The sequence below is a fragment of the Halobacteriovorax sp. RT-2-6 genome, assembly GCF_047085025.1.
Classification (GTDB): domain Bacteria; phylum Bdellovibrionota; class Bacteriovoracia; order Bacteriovoracales; family Bacteriovoracaceae; genus Halobacteriovorax_A.
This window is the reverse complement of record NZ_JBKIYH010000003.1, coordinates 179,175-199,833: the sequence shown is the minus strand read 5'-3', so window position 1 is coordinate 199,833 and position 20,659 is coordinate 179,175. Positions and strand designations below refer to the sequence as shown.

The 20,659-nt window shown below is 33.9% G+C and carries 21 protein-coding genes, 1 tRNA gene and 1 other RNA gene; 3 read left to right on the top strand and 20 right to left on the bottom strand.

Going from position 1 to position 20,659, the window contains the following annotated elements; genetic code table 11:
• Nucleotides 1–11: 11 nt before the first annotated feature.
• Genes ACMAYS_RS14820 through rsmH form a run of 5 tightly spaced genes read right to left on the bottom strand, consistent with a single transcriptional unit; the run spans nucleotide 12 to nucleotide 5,910 of the window.
• On the bottom strand, nucleotides 12–1,322 hold the full coding sequence (locus tag ACMAYS_RS14820) for a UDP-N-acetylmuramoyl-tripeptide--D-alanyl-D-alanine ligase (RefSeq protein ID WP_412463539.1): 1,311 nt from the start codon (nucleotides 1,320–1,322) through the stop codon (nucleotides 12–14).
• Nucleotides 1,319–2,632 (bottom strand): Mur ligase family protein, encoded by a 1,314-nt coding sequence (locus ACMAYS_RS14815; protein ID WP_412463538.1) that lies wholly within the window; start codon nucleotides 2,630–2,632, stop codon nucleotides 1,319–1,321. Before ACMAYS_RS14815 ends, ACMAYS_RS14820 begins: the two co-directional genes overlap by 4 nt.
• Nucleotides 2,625–4,547, bottom strand: a complete 1,923-nt coding sequence (locus ACMAYS_RS14810) for a penicillin-binding protein (protein ID WP_412463537.1) — start codon at nucleotides 4,545–4,547, stop codon at nucleotides 2,625–2,627. Before ACMAYS_RS14810 ends, ACMAYS_RS14815 begins: the two co-directional genes overlap by 8 nt.
• 5 nt (nucleotides 4,548–4,552) lie before the next feature.
• Nucleotides 4,553–4,885, bottom strand: coding sequence for a hypothetical protein (locus ACMAYS_RS14805; protein ID WP_103218527.1), 333 nt, complete (start codon nucleotides 4,883–4,885; stop codon nucleotides 4,553–4,555).
• A 17-nt stretch (nucleotides 4,886–4,902) separates the two neighbouring features.
• Complete coding sequence (gene rsmH / locus ACMAYS_RS14800; RefSeq protein ID WP_412463536.1) at nucleotides 4,903–5,910, bottom strand: 16S rRNA (cytosine(1402)-N(4))-methyltransferase RsmH; 1,008 nt, start codon at nucleotides 5,908–5,910, stop codon at nucleotides 4,903–4,905.
• 145 nt (nucleotides 5,911–6,055) lie between these two features.
• On the opposite strand from rsmH, the gene ACMAYS_RS14795 reads away from it, so the two are divergent.
• Nucleotides 6,056–7,282: an esterase/lipase family protein gene (locus ACMAYS_RS14795; RefSeq protein ID WP_103218529.1), complete on the top strand. Its 1,227-nt coding sequence runs from the start codon at nucleotides 6,056–6,058 to the stop codon at nucleotides 7,280–7,282.
• Here the strand turns inward: ACMAYS_RS14795 and ACMAYS_RS14790 are convergent.
• The 15 genes from ACMAYS_RS14790 to ACMAYS_RS14720 form a co-directional block, all read right to left on the bottom strand.
• Nucleotides 7,271–7,864, bottom strand: a complete 594-nt coding sequence (locus ACMAYS_RS14790; RefSeq protein ID WP_103218530.1) for a GTP-binding protein — start codon at nucleotides 7,862–7,864, stop codon at nucleotides 7,271–7,273. The genes ACMAYS_RS14795 and ACMAYS_RS14790 overlap by 12 nt on opposite strands.
• Nucleotides 7,865–7,874: 10 nt before the next feature.
• Nucleotides 7,875–8,366, bottom strand: a complete 492-nt coding sequence (locus ACMAYS_RS14785) for a hypothetical protein (protein ID WP_103218531.1) — start codon at nucleotides 8,364–8,366, stop codon at nucleotides 7,875–7,877.
• A 9-nt stretch (nucleotides 8,367–8,375) separates the two neighbouring features.
• Nucleotides 8,376–8,969, bottom strand: a complete 594-nt coding sequence (gene recR / locus ACMAYS_RS14780; RefSeq protein ID WP_392993869.1) for a recombination mediator RecR — start codon at nucleotides 8,967–8,969, stop codon at nucleotides 8,376–8,378.
• Between the two features lie 12 nt (nucleotides 8,970–8,981).
• Nucleotides 8,982–9,296 (bottom strand): YbaB/EbfC family nucleoid-associated protein, encoded by a 315-nt coding sequence (locus ACMAYS_RS14775; protein ID WP_103218533.1) that lies wholly within the window; start codon nucleotides 9,294–9,296, stop codon nucleotides 8,982–8,984.
• 14 nt (nucleotides 9,297–9,310) lie between these two features.
• Nucleotides 9,311–11,122 (bottom strand): DNA polymerase III subunit gamma/tau, encoded by a 1,812-nt coding sequence (dnaX, locus tag ACMAYS_RS14770; protein WP_412463535.1) that lies wholly within the window; start codon nucleotides 11,120–11,122, stop codon nucleotides 9,311–9,313.
• A 71-nt stretch (nucleotides 11,123–11,193) separates the two neighbouring features.
• Nucleotides 11,194–11,290, bottom strand: an RNA gene (gene ffs / locus ACMAYS_RS14765) — signal recognition particle sRNA small type.
• 43 nt (nucleotides 11,291–11,333) lie between these two features.
• Nucleotides 11,334–12,602, bottom strand: a complete 1,269-nt coding sequence (locus tag ACMAYS_RS14760) for a hypothetical protein (RefSeq protein WP_146037880.1) — start codon at nucleotides 12,600–12,602, stop codon at nucleotides 11,334–11,336.
• A 46-nt stretch (nucleotides 12,603–12,648) separates the two neighbouring features.
• On the bottom strand, nucleotides 12,649–13,104 hold the full coding sequence (locus ACMAYS_RS14755; protein ID WP_199177556.1) for a nucleoside deaminase: 456 nt from the start codon (nucleotides 13,102–13,104) through the stop codon (nucleotides 12,649–12,651).
• Between the two features lie 23 nt (nucleotides 13,105–13,127).
• The gene (locus ACMAYS_RS14750) at nucleotides 13,128–13,673 is read right to left on the bottom strand and encodes a PilZ domain-containing protein (protein ID WP_393099625.1); all 546 of its coding nucleotides are present in this window, start codon (nucleotides 13,671–13,673) and stop codon (nucleotides 13,128–13,130) included.
• Between the two features lie 206 nt (nucleotides 13,674–13,879).
• Nucleotides 13,880–15,343, bottom strand: coding sequence for a hypothetical protein (locus ACMAYS_RS14745; protein ID WP_103218538.1), 1,464 nt, complete (start codon nucleotides 15,341–15,343; stop codon nucleotides 13,880–13,882).
• A gap of 4 nt (nucleotides 15,344–15,347) precedes the next feature.
• The gene (locus tag ACMAYS_RS14740; protein ID WP_103218539.1) at nucleotides 15,348–15,953 is read right to left on the bottom strand and encodes a CsgG/HfaB family protein; all 606 of its coding nucleotides are present in this window, start codon (nucleotides 15,951–15,953) and stop codon (nucleotides 15,348–15,350) included.
• A gap of 10 nt (nucleotides 15,954–15,963) precedes the next feature.
• The gene (locus ACMAYS_RS14735; RefSeq protein WP_103218540.1) at nucleotides 15,964–16,809 is read right to left on the bottom strand and encodes an LPP20 family lipoprotein; all 846 of its coding nucleotides are present in this window, start codon (nucleotides 16,807–16,809) and stop codon (nucleotides 15,964–15,966) included.
• Nucleotides 16,799–17,377: a hypothetical protein gene (locus ACMAYS_RS14730; RefSeq protein WP_392993881.1), complete on the bottom strand. Its 579-nt coding sequence runs from the start codon at nucleotides 17,375–17,377 to the stop codon at nucleotides 16,799–16,801. Before ACMAYS_RS14730 ends, ACMAYS_RS14735 begins: the two co-directional genes overlap by 11 nt.
• An 82-nt stretch (nucleotides 17,378–17,459) precedes the next feature.
• A complete protein-coding gene (locus ACMAYS_RS14725) occupies nucleotides 17,460–18,215 on the bottom strand; it encodes a ThiF family adenylyltransferase (protein WP_158246911.1) in 756 nt (251 codons plus the stop codon).
• A 29-nt stretch (nucleotides 18,216–18,244) separates the two neighbouring features.
• Nucleotides 18,245–18,321 (bottom strand) — tRNA-Arg (locus tag ACMAYS_RS14720).
• A gap of 134 nt (nucleotides 18,322–18,455) precedes the next feature.
• Here ACMAYS_RS14720 and ACMAYS_RS14715 point away from each other — a divergent pair.
• Both ACMAYS_RS14715 and ACMAYS_RS14710 read left to right on the top strand, forming a co-directional pair.
• The gene (locus ACMAYS_RS14715) at nucleotides 18,456–19,331 is read left to right on the top strand and encodes a phospholipase A (protein ID WP_412463534.1); all 876 of its coding nucleotides are present in this window, start codon (nucleotides 18,456–18,458) and stop codon (nucleotides 19,329–19,331) included.
• Nucleotides 19,328–20,614 carry a MipA/OmpV family protein gene (locus tag ACMAYS_RS14710; RefSeq protein WP_412463533.1) on the top strand — a complete coding sequence of 429 codons (1,287 nt, stop codon included), beginning with the start codon at nucleotides 19,328–19,330 and terminating at the stop codon, nucleotides 20,612–20,614. The genes ACMAYS_RS14715 and ACMAYS_RS14710 overlap by 4 nt, the downstream gene beginning before the upstream one ends.
• The last annotated feature ends 45 nt before the right edge of the window (nucleotides 20,615–20,659 follow it).

Genomic DNA, 20,659 nt, shown 5'->3' with positions numbered 1-20,659 from the left:
TTTAAATTATATTACATAGTTATATCTATTAGCCTCTCTAGTTGTAAAGAACGAGAAGCTTTTAAAAAAATATAATCGTACGAATTTAATACTGATGGCCAATTTGGGATGAAATCATCAAGATTTTTAAACGTTTTAGACTCGCCGCTATATCTATTTGCATAAAATTCTGAAAATCGTCCAATAAAGATAGCATCCTTAATCTTTAAATCATTTAAGAGCTCTGCTATTTCTTCATGATGCTCTTGGGTCTTATCCCCCAACTCATTCATGTCACCAATTACAAAGATAACATTTTTTTGAGATGGAACTTGTTTTGCAAACTCTGTGATCGCTAACTTCATAGAAGTTGGATTTGCATTGTATGCATCTAAATATATTTTTGAATCATTAACATTAATCCACTGTGCTCTTTTATTTTCTGGCAGCCTCAGTTTTTTAAGTTCATGAAATAAACTTAATGAAAAAATATTTTCTAAAATAAAACAGGCAGCTTGAACATTCCAGCGATTGTATGATTCCTTAATAAACTCACTTTCAAACTCACATACATTATCTGAAGAAACAGGAATAATCTTATCAGTAATTGCAAGTGTTGCTAGTTTCTCATCTTCCATATTTAAGAAGAATTTCTTCCCATGATCTTTTACCCAACGATAAAGAGCAGACTTCTCTTTCAATACTCCATCAAGATCAATAAGGAATTCTGTGTGGGCATGGCCAACATTTGTTATATAACCATAATCAGGTTGAGCTATTTCACAAAGAACTTCAATCTCACCAAAATGATTTGTTCCCATCTCAACAATCGCAAATTTGTGATCATCTTTAATTGAGAATATTGTGAGTGGCACTCCTATATGATTATTTAAATTTCCCTGAGTACAAATAACTGCATCATGAAGAATAGATTTTGCTAAGGAAAACAATAATTCCTTTGTCGTTGTCTTTCCATTTGAACCAGTTAGTCCAAAAACAAAACCTCCATTACTCTTCCATTCAGTAATTCTATATTTTGCAGCTTCTTGGAGAAATGAAAGGCTGTCATTAACAAGAAAGAAACATGTCTCAGTGTATTGATTCGAAAGAGTTTTTATTTGTTCTTCTCTCTCAAGCGAATAAGTTAGAACAATCGATTTCGCGCCATTTTTAATGGCATCCTCTATAAAGTCATATGCATCAAAGCGCTCACCTTTTAGAGCTACAAATGTATTTTTTCCATTAGGCATACGCGAGTCAGTTGATAGAAGAATTTCACTATCTAAATCCTTACCAATCTTCTTCACTAGACCAGTGATTTTATTAAAATCTGAAATTATCATAATTCACCTAATGCACTCTTTACTTCTTCTATATCACTAAAGTGGTGTTTTACACCTTTAATGTCCTGATACTCTTCATGTCCCTTACCTGCAATAATCACTGCAGTAGGACGTTTATATTCTCTTACGTATTTATGAATTGCTTCTTTTCGATCAACAACAACATCGATTTCGCTTTCATTGCCCTCAAGAATATCATTAATAATATCTGCAGGTTCTTCAGTTCTTGGGTTATCACTTGTAACGACAACCTTGTCACTAAACTCAAGTGCTGCTGCAAGCATCTTTGGACGTTTTGTACGATCGCGATCGCCACCACAACCAAAAAGAGTAATAATGTCATAAGAGGCAAAATGCTTTTTTGTTTCACGACAAATATTTACAATAGCATCTGGAGTATGTGCGTAATCGACAATAAATACACTATCGCCTTTTCTAAAAAGATTAAATCTTCCTTTTGGTAAAGATAGCTTTATATTTTTATTTAACTTAATACCGCAAGCTCTTTCACATAGAGCAAAGGCAAGCTCTAAGTTATCTATGTTATAGCTGAGGTTAAATTCTTCTCCATATAAATTCTTAGTCTCTGGAGCTAAATCAAAATTTAACTTATCTTGGAATTCATTTTTTTGTGAGCGCGGTATGATAAAGCTTGTATCACAATACTTAGCAAGTTTTGCCTTGGCATTAAAGTAAGATTCCATTGTTCCATGATAGTCGAGGTGATCTTGAGTAAAATTAGTCCAACCTATCGAATTAAACTTCATTTTCTTAACACGCTCTTGCTCTAATGCGTGAGAACTAACTTCTAAACAAAAGTAAGTAATATTTTTTAACTTGAAAATTATTCTTCGTAGGTCAATGAAAGAAGGTGTAGTAGCTGATAAGCTCTCCATGATTTCACTTTCATTTTTAACGACACCTACAGTACCAATACAACAAGCATCTAAATTGTTTGCATTCAAAATTAACTGACACAAATGAGCAACTGAAGATTTTCCATTCGTCCCAGTAATACCAATTAACTTCACTTCACGATTTATAGGATATAGCTCTTCTACTAGCTCTTCTTGTAATTTATAAAAATCGTTATCATCTACTACGAGAGTTGTAATATCTGAGACTTCTCTATTTGTTATAACAAGTCCTGCACTTCCTTTTTGATAACGCTCACGAAAAAGGGCCATAGCCTTTTCATTGTCATGAATACGATAAAAAGCAATATCACAAGGTTTTGCTTGATCAAGATTGGCAGTTAAGTCGCTTAGACCTTTTAATATTATTTTATATTTTGAGATTAATTTATTCATATGTTGGTGGTGCGTACTTAAGCTTTACAATGACTTCTCCATCGCGAGTACTTCCGGCTTCAGGTGATTGTTCCCTAACAACACCAACTCCGATATGACTTAAGTCGATTTCTAACTTTTGCGCCAGTGCCATTGCAGACTTTTTATCAAGGCCCACAAAATTTGGAACTGTGCTACGTCCAGTATAGCGCTTAGCTGATTGAACCCTCTTTACAGAGTCGAATGCAATATCGTTCTTATAAGCTTCATTCTCAGCTAGACCTTCAAATTCTTTATTTTTGTAAAGTAGGTATTCAGTTACTTTTCTAAAGACCGGTCCTGCGACAGAGTTTCCATAATATGATTTACCACGCGCTGGTTTATCAACATATGAGTAAACGACAAACTTCTTCTTAACTCCTACTGGAAAGCCTAGAAATCCAGGAATATAACCAGTATAACGGCCGTTATTATCAGCTCTTTGTGCTGTTGATGTTTTTGCAGCAATTTTAAAATAAGGAATTTTTCCTTTTCTCGCAGTTCCTCTCTCAACAGTATTTACCATCATATCTGTTATGGATTTTGCAATCTCTGGTGGTAGAACTCTTTTTGACTTAACTTTCTTCGGGTCATCAACTTTTAAAATTGTAGGTTGAACATAAACACCGTCATTTGAAATTGCTGCAAAGGCTGCAAGCATTTGAATTCCAGTTGTAGCAACGCCTTGTCCGAAACTGATATTACTTAATGATAGAGGCGATACATTTTTATCGTCTGTAAAAATTCCACGTGACTCAGCAGGAAGTTCAATTCCTGTCTTCTCACCTATTTTGAATTCATTTAGAGTTTTCTTTAATTTTGGAAATGTTAAATCAAAGGCAATTTTAGTTGTTCCAATATTAGATGAATACATAAGAATTTCTTCGACAGAAAGCCATTCAAATTTCTTTCTTGATTCAGCTTCTTTAATAATATGATCTTCAACTTTTAAACGGCCTTGTTCGCAGTAGTAATTAGTATCGGGACGAACAACCTTATTTTCTAAGGCAGAAGCTAATGTTAGTACTTTAAGTGTTGAACCAGGTTCAAACGGATCACTAATAAACGCCAATTTACGATCACTACTTTTTGAGTCACCAACATCATTAGGATCAAATGTAGGATAATTGGCCATTGCAATGATTTCACCTGTTTCGGCATCCATTACACCAACACCGCCACGTTTCGCATCAACATTCTCTACGGCTTCTTTAATGGCCTTTTCAGCAACCGCTTGAACTTCTTTATCGATCGAAAGATAAACATCGTTTGCTCTTTCCGTTGGGATATTTTGACTTACATATCTTACTGGACGACCTTTATTATCCTTAAAGTATTTAATAATTTGTGGCTCACCTCTAAGTTCTTTATCAAATCTGTGCTCAATACCAGCAAGCCCATTATTGTCTAATCCAACAAAACCTAGTGTTTGAGCAGCTAACTCATGGTTTGGATAAATCCTCTTTGGTATCTCTTCAATATAAATACCCTTAAGTTTTTTAATCGCGGCAACCTGCTCTTCTGTTAACTTAGATTTTCTAGTAATCCAAGTAAAACGATTTCTCTCAAGAGCTTTCTCAGCTATGCCCTCTAATTCCATTTCAGGTAGAATGGCCTTCAATTTTTCATAAACTTTCTTATCTGAAATATTCTTAGGAATTGTGAAGATAGAATATGTTCTAATATTGATAGCAAGAGGATTTCCATTACGATCATAAATATGGCCACGTCTAGGAAAGACTTTTCTCTCTCTAAAGAACTGCTTCTTAGATTGTGATAATAAATGTCCGCGATCGACTACTTGAATACGAAATGCTTTCACAAGTATAGCAACAAATGCAATTGTGAAAATTACGTATATAACTTTTAATCTGTTCTTTAAATTATTATCACTCACTATATTTACTTCTTAGCTGGAACAACAATAATTTGATGCTGCTTCGGCTGTGCTAAGTTATAGTTACGGGCCATCTTTCTTAAATTCGATACAGATAGAAGTCTAGCTTTTTTAGCTTTCAACTCTTTGCCCTCAACTTTAATTCTCTCTACTTCTTTTTTAACTGTTGCGATTTCATAGTTCAGCTCTATCCCTTTCATTCTAAAAAGAACAAATAAAACTGTAATCACAACTAAACTAAGAACAATTGGTAAACCTTGTGAACTTAAAACTATTCCTTTTAGCTTTGATCCAATACCATCACTCTTAGATTTTGTTCGACTCATCCTTGAGGCCATTTAACAATCTCCTATTGTTACTCATTTTCAATCTTTGAAAACTTTTCGTATTTATTCTTCGATTTCTTACTCACGACTCTTTTAAGAATTCTAAGCTTAGCACTTCTTGATCGAGAGTTTTCAGCAATCTCTTCATCACTTGGGATAATTGGCTTTTTAACTTCATTTTCAAAAAGCATTTCTCCAAGTCCATTTTTTTCATAATCTTTAAAAAGTTTCTTCACTATTCTATCTTCTAATGAATGAAAACTTATAATTAATATTCTACCACCAATCTTTAATAATGGTAGCACCTGATTAATTACATCGGTTATTACATCAAGCTCGCGATTAACTTCGATTCTTAACGCTTGAAAACATTTTGTTGCTGGATGGATACGACCAAATTGTAATTTCTTCGGATAACAATCTTTAATCAATTCTGCTAACTGAAATGTTGTATTAATCGGGCCATTCTTGTCCCTTTCGAGGACAATTCGCTCAGCGATTCTCCAAGCGTATTTTTCCTCACCATAATCTCTAAAAAGATTTGCTAAGTCTTGGGCTGAGTATCGATTAATAATATCTTTAGCGGTTTGAATACTGTCATTATCGTAATCCATTCGCATATCGAGCGGCGCATCAACACGAAAAGAAAAACCACGTGAGCCTTCATCAAAATGGTGAGAAGAAACACCTAAATCAAGAAGGACACCATTGAGTCCGCCATTTTCTTTTACAAGATCAGCATGGTTGCCCATGACAATATTTTCAAAATGACAAAAATTTGAATCGTGTAAGAAGAGTCTGTCCTCAACACCGTTTTTCTTAATTAATTCACGTCCATTTTTTAACGCATCAGGATCTTGGTCGAAAGAAATTAGCTTGGCCTTAGTATCTCTTTTTACAATTGCTAGTGAGTGGCCACCGGCCCCAAATGTGCAATCAGCAAAAAGTAATTGATCATGTTCTTCACTATCTAAATAAAGATAGTCGAGACATTCTTTTTTTAAGACCGAATAGTGCTCTTTATATTCATCAACCATTAAATAACCTTATTTTACAACTAGTTAGCAGTTACAATTTACACGAAAAAAAAGTGAACAAACTTTTATTATCTTTCATTTATTTGACTTGTATACACTACCAATGCCAAAATTTTACATCTAGCGCAAGGAATTTAAAAGAACTATGAGAGATACTGATTTAATTTTAAATAAATATATTGAATCAAAAGTTTTAGATTTTAAGAATCGTGTTAACGCATATAACGCTAGAAAAAATTATTCTAAAAGCTTCTTAAACTCTGCAAAAGAATTAACTAAATCAGATCTACTTGAAAGATTTAATTTAGTTAAGAATAATCTCTCACCTAATGAAGCACTTAAGCTTATGCGAAATCTTGTTACCTCAAGTGCTTGGATTAGCTTTTCAACTGCTCGTTATATTCATTCACTGACTAACTTCAAAAGCTTTGATAATAAATTTGATTTTGATAAGGTCAATTATCGTTTCTTCAACGATTTAAAGGCACGTAAACCAATAGAACTTACAGATGAAGAAATCTTTAAAATAATCTACAACGAAGTAGAATATGCAAAGTATCATCCGACATATATTTCTAACCTAGACGAGCCAAAGACGGATATTACTATTGTTCTAGTTCCAGGAGTATTCAATGAGTTATTCTCTACTCCTTCATTCGAGAGAGCATGTCAGCACCTGAAAATGAATTATAATATTAAGTATTATACTCCAGAAGTTAACGGTTTTGATAATTGCTTAAAAAACTCTAAGTCACTGCGTGATCAAATCTCTCAATATGTAAGTGAACATCCAGATGAAAAGTTGTGGTTAGTGGCATTTTCTAAAGGTGGACTAGACTCTCTTCATTACTTAACAGAATATAGTAAAGAACAAGACTCGATTATAGGACTTTCTACAATTGCTTCTCCTATCTTGGGATCAAATTCATTTAATAAGAAATTTATTAAAACGCTGAATCTTATTCATAATTTCTCTGATTCAAAACTCTATCAACTCATTGATGGTAAAAAAGATATTTTAGCAAAAGAAATGCAAAAATCTCTCTCTTCAACTTTTCGAAGGCCATGGATGAGAAATAATCACGAAAAACTAAATCCAAATTTATTTTATACATCGATTGGATTTTCTTCAAAGTGGTACGAGAGTCATCTATGGATGATGTTAATGAAAATGTTCATTAGAAGTAAAAATGACAATGACGGAGTTGTTGATACGGAAAGTTCTTTATTTCCCTACTACTTTGAACGAGGAATTAAGCTAGGTATCCTTGATGGCCACCACCTCATTGGGAGAAGATCATCTTTCTACTGCCAAGAGGCACTAATCGAAGCTCATATTCACTTTTTAAAATATAAAGGGCTACTCTTTTAAGCCGCCCTTTAAATTCATTAGTACTAATTTTGACATTACTTTTAGGGTTTCGAAAACACCCACACCCTTAACTGCAACAGCATCAAATGCTGGCCTCTCATCAGCATTAAGTGTTTGATTCATATCTTCTACTGGTGTTACGTTTGGTAGATCTCTCTTATTCCATTGAAAAACAATTGGAATTTGATCAATATCGTAACCCTGTTCAGTTAGATTCGCTTCAAGACTTTTTAATGATTCAATATTAGCTTCCATTCTCTCTAGTTGAGAATCTGCTACAAAGATCACACCATCAACGCCACGAAGAATTAACTTACGTGAAGATTCATAGAAAACTTGACCAGGAACTGTATATAAGTGAAAGCGAGTTTTAAATCCTCTTATTTCACCTAAATCTAGTGGTAGGAAATCAAAGAAGATTGTTCTCTCATTTTCAGAATCGAGAGAAACCATCTCACCTTTATTTCCACCAGCAGTTTTCTGATATATGTATTGGATATTCGTTGTCTTACCGCCAAGACCTGGCCCGTAATAAACGATCTTACAATTAATTTCCTTCGTATTGTAATTTACAAAAGACATCTGGCCCCCGTTATCCTAAAACGCCTGCAAAGAGGTCATCGACTTCGTTATCACTAATATCATCAAATAGAAAAACCTCATTTGGATCACTATCCCCTGATAAGTGTGCTTCAATAAATTCTGGAAGCTTCGATTCAATACTTCTAATTCTTGATTTTAACTTGGCCGGATTATCGACATCAAAATAGATAAGGCTTAGATAAATATCATCGAAAAGTCCTGAGAGCTTTGTTATATAAATCCCTTTTGATGAAGTCGCATAATTAAATCTAAATTCATCTTGTGTTTCTTCAGGGATAAATTGAGAAAGAACTGAACTTGCCTGCCATACACCAGCAATTAGTGCACCAGCAGTATCACTATCGAAATCAGTTTCAACGCTTTTAAATGAATAAAGTGGTATTCCATCTTGTCGACAGACAATCAATCCACTATTTACAAGAGAATCTAGTCCACTATATTCTCTAAAAAACTCTTGAATAACGACTTCAATGTTATCCATAAACCTTCCTTACATTTTGGTTTTATTTTCTAATGCCTTAGATATAGTCATTGTATCTAAGTAGTCGAGATTCCCTCCCATAGGAATCCCGAAGCCAATTCTATCAACATTAACTTCGTCTGAAAGTACTGATTTTATGTAACTACAAGTAGCGTCCCCTTCAACAGAAGGACCAATAGCAAGAACCACTGATTTGATTTTTAACTCATCAACACGCTTTTTAAGCTTATCAATATTCAGTTCCGCTGGACCAACTCCAAGCAGAGGATTAAGTACTCCACCTAGAACATGATACAATCCGCGGTATTGGCCACTTCTTTCAATGGCCATATAATCTGTAATAGACTCAACAACACAAATCTCTGTTGATTCTTTACGATGAATATCACTACAAACTGCACAGATATCTTCATCCGCAAAAACGCCACATTGATTACATTTTTTTAATTCTGCTAATTCATTTAGTGCGATTGCAAAGTCGCCTAACTCTTCTTTAGTCCACTTAGCTAGGCTGAGAACATGTCTTAGAGCACTCTTCTCACCGATACCAGGTACTTTAGAAAATGAATCAACAAGATTATTAATTCTTTCAGGTAGTTTCATTAAGTTATAGCCTTAGAAAAGTCCTGGAATGTTTAGACCGCCAGTTACCTTACTCATTGCATTCGAAACCATATCTTGAGACTCTTTAATAGCCTGGTTAACAGCAGTTAAAACAAGATCTTCAAGAGTTTCAACATCATTCGGATCTACTGCTTCAGGATCAATTTTGATAGCTTGAATTTCTTGCTTACCAGTAATTGTAATTTTAATAGCTCCACCACCTGAAGATACTTCAAGCTCACGCTTTTCAAGTTCTTTTTGAAGTGTACTAATTTTTTGCTGCATTTGTTGAGCCTGTTTCATTAGGCCTTGCATTCCCTTTGCCATTTTATTCTCCGATTTTATTCATCTTCATTTAAGATAATTTTATCAATTTTAGAATTAAATATTGAACTGGCCAATTGAAGCATTTCATCACCTTCAATTTCCTTTCTTTGATTTTGCTTTTCAATATTTTCATTTTCTATATTAATTTCAAACTTTGATTTAAAGTCTGTCTCTTCTGCTTTTTTCTTTTCAACTAATTCAATAGAAAGATCGATATCCTGAACTTGAAAATAACTTCTAAGATGCTCTCTTACCTTTTCAAGTGTTTCCTGATTATTCATATGATCGTAAAAAACTTTTGCGCCAATAGGATAACCAATAAGAAGTGATACCTTTTCGAGCTGAACAACAAGATCGCCAATTAAGTTACCTTGTTCCATGTTGGCACCCATTACTGGTGATGTCTTTGCCAAGTAAGCAAGAAATCCATCCCATGTTCTTGGTCCTTCAATAACAACTTCCTCAACGGCCGAAACTTCATTAATTTCTTCGGCTTCAACGACTTCTTCAGTTGATTGTTCTACTGGTTCTATAGGATCATCAAAAATAATCTTATGAGGTTTTGTAACTTCTTCAACTTTAGGCTCCTCAACTATTATTTCAGCCTCAGATTCTATAACTTCAATTTTTTCTGGTTGTGGTTGTGGCTGTGTTTGAATTTCACTAGTATTTACTTCATCAGCTTGGGCCACAACTTGGGCCTTAGGCTTTCCCGCAGTATCCTCCACTTGGGTATCTGCAATAATTTGATGTCTTAATGCTACTTTTCTCATCGCAAGCAGAGTTGCATCTGTTGGGATGATTGATTCAAGCGTCCAAGTAAAATCTTTAGCAAGAGTCTCATAAACCCAGTAAAACTCTGCTCGTGTCGTTTTATCAAAAATTTCACCATCAACTTTTGATAAAACTCGTGATCTATCATTGAAATCTTTAGCAATAACGATTGAAAAAAGGTTTTCAAGAATTGATTTCACAATATTTTGAAGTGAGATATTCTGTGAGATCAATGCACTAAACATATTTGTTAACTCTTCTACATTACCAGAAAGAGTTGAATCAATTAGTGTTTTAATAGAGCTAAGTTTTGCTATCCCTAAGGCTTGAGCAAAAATATCTTCATTAATATCTTGGCCGTAAGAGAAACTTAAAACTTGATCAAATAGAGAAAGAGTATCTCTAAAAGATCCGTTCCCTAATTTTGCAAGTGTTTCAATTAACTCTGAATTAGCAAAAGTAATATTTTCAAGTTTTGCAATATTAACAATGTGAGACTTTAATTCCTCAACTGTTGCATTAACAAAATCAAAGCGCTGACATCTTGAAAGAACAGTTCCAAGTAACTTTTCAGGCTCTGTCGTTGCCATTAAAAATATGGCATGTTCCGGTGGTTCTTCTAATGTTTTTAAAAGTGCATTGAAAGCACTATTAGAAAGCATGTGAACTTCATCAATAATATAAACTTTATATTTTCCACTAGAAGGAAGATAAGAAATATTACTAATTAACTCTCTTACATCATCAACACTATTATTAGATGCACCATCGATTTCAATTACATTCATCGAAGCTGCAGAATCAAAATCATGACATGCATTACATTCACCACATGGATTTTGGTTTTCATCACGAGCTTCACATCTTAATGCTTTTGCAAAAATTCTTGCTATTGTTGTCTTACCAATTCCACGAGTACCAGAAAAAATATACGCATGACCAAGTCGATCTTCTCTTAAAGAATTAACTAAAGTTTTAACAATATGTTCTTGCCCAACAAAATCTTGAAATTTTGCAGGACGATATTTTCTGGCCAAGACCTGATATGACATTGAGCACCATCACTTTATATGATTTTAAAAATTTTACTTGTTAACTATAGGAAAAATTATAGGTATTGGAAAGGGGCAGCCGATACAAACACAATGCAACAAAGGTTACCGTTGCTTCGTTCCCGACCTGGCGGAGTTAGCCCCGCTGCATTTGTCTGACCGGCTACCGTCCTTGAATATAATATTTATCTTAGCACGATGTCAATGAAAGCTAGTATTTAATGATAATCGTCTCACCTTTCAGACTCACTGAGTCGGAATTAATGAACTTCATAACAAATTTTAAAACGAATTTTGTTGCTGTCATACCAGCAACACGGGCCCTATCAACTTTAATACGTACTTCTCGTTGATCAGGATGGACATCCAATTTACCAGCGGCCTTAAAATTAAATGTGAAAACAGATTTCAACTTGGCCTTCATACTAAAATGACCATTTGCAACAGTGATTTTCAAATCACGGATACGATTCTTATCTGACTCGGCCTTATCTTCACTAATCTTTTGAATACTGAAATCAGATCTTCTCAGACAGCCTTCATAAATAGAGACTGCATCAACTTCTTTATCTGTTGGTTCAATCTTCACACATCGAGCTTCTATTTTTGTGAAAGTGAACTCACCTTTCTTCGTTCTTGCTTCTAGCTGGTTAGCAATTAGACCAAGGTGTTCTCTCTCAAAATATACTTGGCCATCAAAAACATTAAACGGCATTCCTTCTCTTAATAACTTAATCTCTTTCCCGGCAATTCGTGACTCTTCTAGGCAGCCAGCAAAAATTAAATCAATATTAAAAGCATTAATATTAGGATCTTTATAACAGTTAATATTTATATTCTTAAAGTTGATCGAGCTATTTAATAAATTACCCGTAGCGCTTTGAGCGTCAATGACTATGCTATCTTCAGTAAAGGCAACTTCTTTTCCTCTAATGTTTACATTCGATTGACTCGTACTATTTTGCTTAATTTCGACAATTGCAAATTCCTTACCTTCAAGAGGTTTGATATGCATATCTTTCAAACAAATCTCATCAAGCTTAAATGTAAACTCATCACTCTGACATTTAATATCAACATCTTTGATATCAAAAAGGAATTGATCAGCACCAATGCTTAACTGAGGTCCATTAGCAAAGAATCCAGACTGTGCAAATTCAATTTTCGCTTCCTTTGCATAGATCATGTTAAGAAAATCAATTTCTGTAAACTGAGGTAGATGTGTTGTTAGGTTCAAATTATCTTTTTTGAAATTGATTCTGTTATTAAATAAGAAAGTATCAACTAAAAATAATTCCCCATTTTCAGCTAAATCAAATTCCACTGCATCATACTTAATATAAACATCTCTAGCATGGGCCTTTCCACCAAGAAAATCACTTCCAATTGCTCTATTAAGATTGATTGAATCAACCTCAAAATACATTGAATTTGCCATGCACGAAAGTGCGAATGTTGCAGGTAAGAAAAATTTAAACATATGTTATATGTTCGATAAATAACGTCAGAATGTAAATACTAGAGATTTAACTTTGACGCTTTCGATAAGTTTTTCGACGTAATTTAAAGAAATCCGATAATACTTTCGAGCATTTAAAGTGCTCGACACCACCGATGATAGAAAATTTATGATTAAATCTTTTATCTTTTTGAAAGCTATAGCCAAGTGATACAGAACCAGCTTTTTGATCATAAGCACCGAAGACAACATTTTTGAAACGTGCCTGTAAAATCGCATAGAGACACATCGGACAAGGTTCAAGAGTTATATAGATTGTACAATTAAGTAATCTCCAATCCCCCATTTTTTCACTTGCTTCTTTAATAGCAATTATTTCAGCATGCGCTGTTGTATCTTTTTGCTGCTCTTTTAGATTATGGGCCCTGGCAATGACATTATCATTTTCATCAACAATAATTGCTCCAACAGGCACTTCTCCGGCCTTGAAAGCTATTTCCGCTTCTTCAAGTGCCAAATTCATATTCCATATGTGAGATTTAATATTCATGATTTAAATTTTTTGTCTTTCTTAGCTTTTCGCTCAAAGTTCCAGTACTTCTCTAATTCGCCGTATCGACGACGAGAATCTTCATCGGTATTGTGAAACCTTACCCCGTAAGTATATGGCCTACCAATTGAATGTTGTCTCTTAGATACCACCTCAACACTTAAGCGTCCATCAATGCTTGTTGTGAATGGCTCGATTTCAAGCTTTTGACCAATTTTCAAATCATCAAATAAAGTTAATCCACCTGCTTTACGTCGTAAGTCTACTAACCTTCCTTCAATCCCATCTAAGTCATCGCAATATACTTTAGTCTTTAAGTCATTACGGTATCTAAAATCGTATTCCCACCAACCAATGACAGGATAGAAAACAGGTGTATATAAAGAAAAGCAGAGCACACCTAATAGCATCAATGACATTGTATAAAGAAAGAATAGTGAAAAATCATTGTAGTAGTATAGGGATCTTAAAATATAAAAAATAATAAATAGTCCTACGACGACACTTAATGTCCAAAAAGAATAGTGAACATTTTTTTGCATGCGATAATAGAGTCTATATAAAATTACAGAAAAAATTATTCCAAATAAGGCAATAAAGTTAAATTGGAATTTGAAGAATTCATATCCTTTCGCTAAGAAGAATAAAAACATGTGTAGCGAAAATAACGCCTGAACTTTATTAAAATCACTTTTGATCGATAGCTTACTTATACTTATTAACATTGTTCTATTTTAACAAAATAGGATTATTTGATAATTAGTGGAACTATTTGCTTAGCTCCTTTTTCACGAGTAAATTTATAGCCTTTGCCATCAATCTGAAGTTCATATTCACCAGGGGCCAAATTCAAAGGATACATGTAAATATGATCATAAATACCATACCAAGATCGTAGGTCTGCCAATTCAGATTCTTGTATTGCTCGATTTCCGGCTGCATATGCTGCACTAGCTGATAAGTAAGCAATCAAGCTACCGTTGTTATAGAGACTACGATATGTTTGATAAGCAGAAGTAAGAAGCGCAATATGTTTGGCGGCAAGCCTTGCACCAACCTTGGCCTCTAATAATGCGACATCATTCTTAAGAGAACTACTTAAGACTTCCGACGTATTTGCCATGAGGATCAATTCACCACTATCTAGTTCTTCACCCTTTGAGTTTTTAATATTAATCTTTTTAGGTGTAGATATATCTTTTGAATCTATTTTAGGAAGTTCAAAGTAAATTTTTGGTTCTGCTCCTCTTGTAAGAGCAAGCATTTTTAAAGAGAAAGAGACAAAATCGTCCATACCTTCATTATTAGAAATATAAACTCCTACAGGTAAACCAAGAGGAAAATCATATACCTTGGCAGTCTTTTTAATTACATGTCCATTCATAATGATAAGATAAGTGTTAAACGATTTCTTACTATTAAAAAAATCTTGTGTACGCTTATAAGTTTGCGTCTCAGTTATATATTTCGATAATTCATCTTGAGAAACTAAGTGAAGTTTCTTGTAGTCTTCCTGATATTTCTTATGAGATGAATTAAAACTTGGATAAAGACCCATCTGTTGTACTAAATCTTTTTTTCCAATCATTTTGAAATTGTTAACAATTGATCGATCCTTTGCTCTACCATAAGTATCATGAACAACAATACCCATGAGATCGATAAAGGTTGATCCTTTATAGACTGCACGACCTCTATTTTGTGCCTTGAAATTTTCAATATAGGCACTCCAATCTCTTAACGTTGAAACCATCGCCTGTTGATGAAATCTTCTTTTATTATCAGAGTCAACTTCTTTGCTTTTCATATAGTGAGCAAGGATTTCATAAAATCTAATATTGGCTTGCTCAAATTGATTTGGGTAATAAATATCAGTAGCTTCACCAATGAATAGAGATTCTACTTTATTAGAGATACTAATTTTATAGAGATCATTTGCAATTTCTTTTGCATTGTTCAGATGTATAAGAGCATTGTCATAATCTTTTAAATTAAAGAAAGCAATTCCAAGCTCGGCCTGTTTTAAAAAACGATCCTCATCTCTTTTATAAACTTCACCTTTATTGATTTTTTCAACAACTGACTTGTAGTCATTCTTAGAATATAAAGAAGAGATTAGATCTCCTTCATCCCTTACTTTTCTGGCTGCACATGAGACAAATAAAATAAGGAATGAAAGAATAAGAATTCTATTAAAATAGGCTTGCTTCAACTAATTACCAACCTACTTTAGATTTCTCAGAGTATTTATTTACACGAGTTCTTGTTCTCATAACTTCAACACCTCTTGAGATATCAGTCATTCGAATATTCATCGTATACTCTTTTAGAGTTTTTCCGCTTCTAGAGCGTGGTTGCATTCTTACATTACCAAAAATCATAATATCAGCACCAGCTGCATTACCAATTTTTTTAGCTTCTGCAGGACTTACCATACCGTCATTTTGATATTGAATTTCTTTTAAAAGAGCTTCACGCGCAGACGCATCAATTAAAATATACTCACCTGACTCACTTAACTGAGTTAAGAATTCATCTGAAATGTCATCTGAAGGAAAGTATGGCTCAGCAGTTTGATTACTAAATTCAGCAACAAACACCTTTGGACGACGACCTAGCTTTAATAAATAATTTTTAAAACCTTTATGTTGTTTCATTTTTTGAATTACTGTTTCAACTGAGTTTTCAGTGTCTCGAGTAACCCATGCATCTGTAATTTCTAATGACTTCTCATCTGAAGTATCACCTGAAACACGTTCTGCTTGAAATCCCCCACAAGAAGCTAGTGCGAAAAGCATTGTTAGCGTTAAAATCTTTTTCATATATCCTCCATTAAATTTTTAAATCTACAAAAATATCAGGTATATCATCTGCAAGTTCATCAACAACCTGTTTGATAATTGCATTTTCAGAACGGCCTGTCTGTGTATACCTTTTTGTAATATTCAATTTTCCTTTTCTGAAATTAATTTCTAATGTTTTCTTTACAAAACCATCAACGTTTAAAAACTCGTCGATAAGAGCTATCGCAATATTTAAACGTGTCTCACTTTTTCCAGAAAATACATTATTCTTATTCAATTCACTTATTAACAATTTATCAACTATTTCAAACTTAGGTTGTGAATAAATATGTAATGTAATGTCTTTCTTAGATCGAGAGTCATATTTTTTAATATTAGATTTATATTTATCCACTAAAGTCATCATATATAATTCTAATTTTTTAATGACGCTATTATTGGCCCTAATCTTAGAAAAAACTAAATTATTACCACTATTATATAGCTCTTCATTTTCTTTCTTAAGATCTGAAATATCACTTCTCAATTTAGAGATAAACTTCTTCGTGTTCAACCCCATCAGGACACAATAATATGAATCCTCATCGACAAAGGATTCTATCATTTCAACGCCAAAAAGATTCTCTGAAACTTCTTCACTTACAAAATCAGAATATTCACCTTCATCTAATTTGCCATTAGAACTTTCTATTGAGGTAAACTTAGCTTTTACTTTAACTTGAAAATTTTTTGCTATTTCAACTCGTGCATCTTCCGTAGCTTCTTTTTCACTAAGGCCACAAGTCTTCGCACATAGGAAATCCTTTGGACAAGACTTAATTTGTCCAAATGAATATAGACTAACAAGTGATAGTAATAAAATTTTATTCTTCAAATTTCTGTCTCAGCTCTTCTTTGTGTGAATCTTTTGCAACTGCAATAGCTTTTTCTTGAGCATAACGAATCGCTCTTTGTAGCGTTTCTTCCTTAATGCCAACTAAAGAATAACAAGCATAGTATGGATCACCAATTAACTTATCATCTTTCATTTTCTGTCTCTTTTCCCAATACTGTTCCTTAACTCTAACACCAGATACTTTAGTTCTAATTGATTGAGTAAGAGTTTCAGAGAATGTTTTCACCTCTTGTGAGTCTTCATCAAGATTTGTTACTTCAGTATAATCGTTTGCAATTTCTTGAGAAATTTCAGAAGCAATTACTGCTGTCGATCTTGCTGTTGCTGACTTTACACAAAGTCTTCTATTTCTATTTTCTGATTGAGATAAGAAGTAATGATAGTCTTTATCACCTTTGTAATTGTCAGTACTTTCTAACCAATCAGGTTCAATTTTGTTTGAAGCATTTAAGATTTTATAATCAATTTCAAACTCTCTTGCCTTCTTACCAGAGGAACAAGAAAATAAAGTAATTGATATTAAAAAGAATGATAAAATTTTTGTCATGGTATCTCCCGAAAAAATAGCCTTAGTAGACTTTTCTAAGTCAACTAATTTTACTTTACGTTGAGATATAATCAATGAAAAATTATTTTAATAATTCCTTAACGGCGATGTGACTGAGTAAGAAGCCTACTGTTCCTGTCATGTATGTGGCAGTACCTAGACCACCATCACAATCAAGCTTTAGTGCAGCTGAAGTATTATCTAATTCGCACTTTTTAATCTTCTTAGAAGGCTCTGGTGAATATACACATTGAACTTTTGCTTTTGAGCGGCCTAGTGGATAAAGATGTTTCTTTTTTAGCTCTTGCCTTACTTTACGATAAAGCATGTCTTGTTTTGTTTTAGATAACTCAGCGACTGTAATCATTGTAGGATCAACTTTGCCACCAATGGCCCCAGAACTTACAATTTTGACTTCACGCTTATAGCATTCGTTAATAAGAATTGCTTTCTCACGAGGGGCATCAATTGTATCAATAATAATTGATGGTGATTCTGCAAAAATCTTTTCCATATTCTTTTCATTGAAAAAGCAATAATGGCAGACGACTTCACAGTCTGGATTAATAGTAGCGATCCTCTCCTTAAGAGCATCAGCTTTCATCTTTCCATAATTTCCATCATGAGCATGTAGTTGACGATTTGTATTTGAAACACAGATATCATCAAGATCAACTAAAGTGATTTTATTAACACCAAGACGTGCGATAGATTCCACACACCAAGTCCCCACTCCGCCAAGGCCAATAATCATAAAGTGTGAATCTTTAATAACAGAAAAAGCTTCCGTTCCCAGTAGGGCGGCTATTCCATTAAATCTTTGTTCGTGATTTGACATAGGCTTGTAAAAACAGGTGCTTAAGAACATGGCGCACTCGGCAGGAGTCGAACCTGCGACCTTCTGATCCGTAGTCAGACACTCTATCCAGCTGAGCTACGAGTGCGCATGTAGAAGTATTTATAGCCCCTAACTGCTCATATTGTCAATGCGTTCTTGCATTCAGGGAAATAATTTGTCAGAGAGGGCCAAATCATTGGACAATAGCCTCAATTTATTAATTATTTACAGCTATTTTACATGAACAAATTTCTAATTATATTTTTAATACTTCCACTTTTTTCATTCGCACAAGAAAGTAGTGAACTTCAACAATCACTCGAGAAAAGAATAAAGGAAGATGAGCATTCAAATCATACGTCTTCCCTAGTTACAGCACATAGGCCAAATTACATTTTACCAATCACCTATATGCACGATCCAAATGAGGCTCCTTATCCTGCAGATGATGAATTAAAAAACATTGAAACAAAGTTTCAACTAAGTTTTAAATTTACGGTCCTCTCGCAAATTTTTGGTTCGAAAACTGATTTAGATTTTGCCTATACTCAAAAATCTTTTTGGCAACTTTATAATAAGAAAAATTCGGCAGCTTTTAGAGATACTAATTATGAGCCTGAACTATTTATATCGTTTGAACCATTTAAAGAAGATTGGCGTATTTTTAAAAATTACTACCACTTTGGTTTTGTTCATCAATCAAATGGTAAAGACTTACCACTATCTAGAAGCTGGAACAGAGTCTTTGCTACAACATTCTTCGAATGGCAAAAAACTCTTTTTATGCTTAAGGTGTGGTATCGCATAAATGAAGAGCCAAAATCAGGGCCAACCGATTATACAGGTGATGACAATCCAGACATTACTGATTATCTTGGCTACTTTGAGCTTACAGGTATTCATAAAATAGATGGGCATACACTTTCTTGGATGGTTAGAAATAACTTAAAAAAAGATAATAAAGGTGCCTTAGAAATCGATTGGTCTTTTCCATTACCTGAAACTCGTCTTAAAGGTTATGTACAATTTTTTACTGGCTATGGTGAGACACTAATTGATTATGATTACAATATGACTCGCATTGGACTTGGGGTCGCATTTACAGATTGGTTATGATGAAAAAAATCTTAGTTACAATTTTATTCTCTACTTTTACTCTTGCGAGCAACTATAAACCACAGTACTGGGGTATAGGTTTCGGTTACAGAAATGCGGACATACCATTTAAAGTAAAAGATAAAAAAGTATCTGATATTATTCCACTATTCTTTTACAAGCGTGGTGACTTTCATCTTGACGGGCTATCTGCGCACTTCACTTTCTATAGGCCATTAAAAAATCTCAATATTAATTTAATGTCACAATATCGCTTTTTTGACATACCAAAAGATAGTCAAAATACGATTAGAAATGCCGGTTTTGACTACGGTCTCGAAGCACAATATGAACACTCAAAAATGTGGAGAACAAGTGCTCAACTTCTAGCAGATCATTCAACTAGAAGTTATTTAACGTTAAAAACTGAAGCGGATTATGTATGGAAGAATGTATTCTTTCGCCCATATGCTTTTTTAACAATAAGAAGTGCTGAATTTAATAATAAGTATTATGGATTAGATGTATCAAGACCTGGGACAGGTTATGAAATTGGAACAGGTGTAAAAGCCGCCATTAGAGTACACAAAGACTTCAACATTCTTACTCATGTAAAAGTAAGTACTTTGGATAATGAAACAGCAGATGCTCCAACTATTCGCAACCAAGTAAATACTGAAACCTTTTTAGGTATTGGCTTCATGGACCCTCACTTAATTCATATGAATGGTCATGATATTTCAAAGCGCACTAAGCTAAAATCTAAAACTTTTGTTAGAGCTGCTTATGCAATGGCCACTCCATCAAACCTAAGCGATATCCTTTCTTTTCATACGGCTACTGATAAATATAATAATGACATGGTTTCTTTTGCCTATGGTATTCCAATGGCCGATAAGTTTCTTGGATCAGATATTCCCGTTTATCTACTGCCACAATATGTTGGTCACCTTAAAAGTGAAGTTCAAGAAAGAAGTAATGAATTTGCATTAGCAGTAAAGATCTTTATTCCATTTCACTGGCCGATTGACTGGCGTCTTGGTTTGGCCGAAGGTATTTCATATGCTGATCAAATTACCTATATCGAAGAATTCGATATTTCAGGAAAGGGATATCGTAGTAGTAAGTTCATGAATTACTTAGATTTTTCAATCGATTTTAGCTTAGAAAAGGCCGGCCTTAAACATACTTGGCTAGGACTTATGATTCATCATCGCTCAGCAATTTTTGAATCATCATCTATGTTTGGAAGAATCAAAGGTGGTAGTAATTACATTGGAACTTATATTCAACAAGATCTGTAGAATCCCCGAAGGTTTAAATTAAAAAAGTTGAAAAACTCAATGATT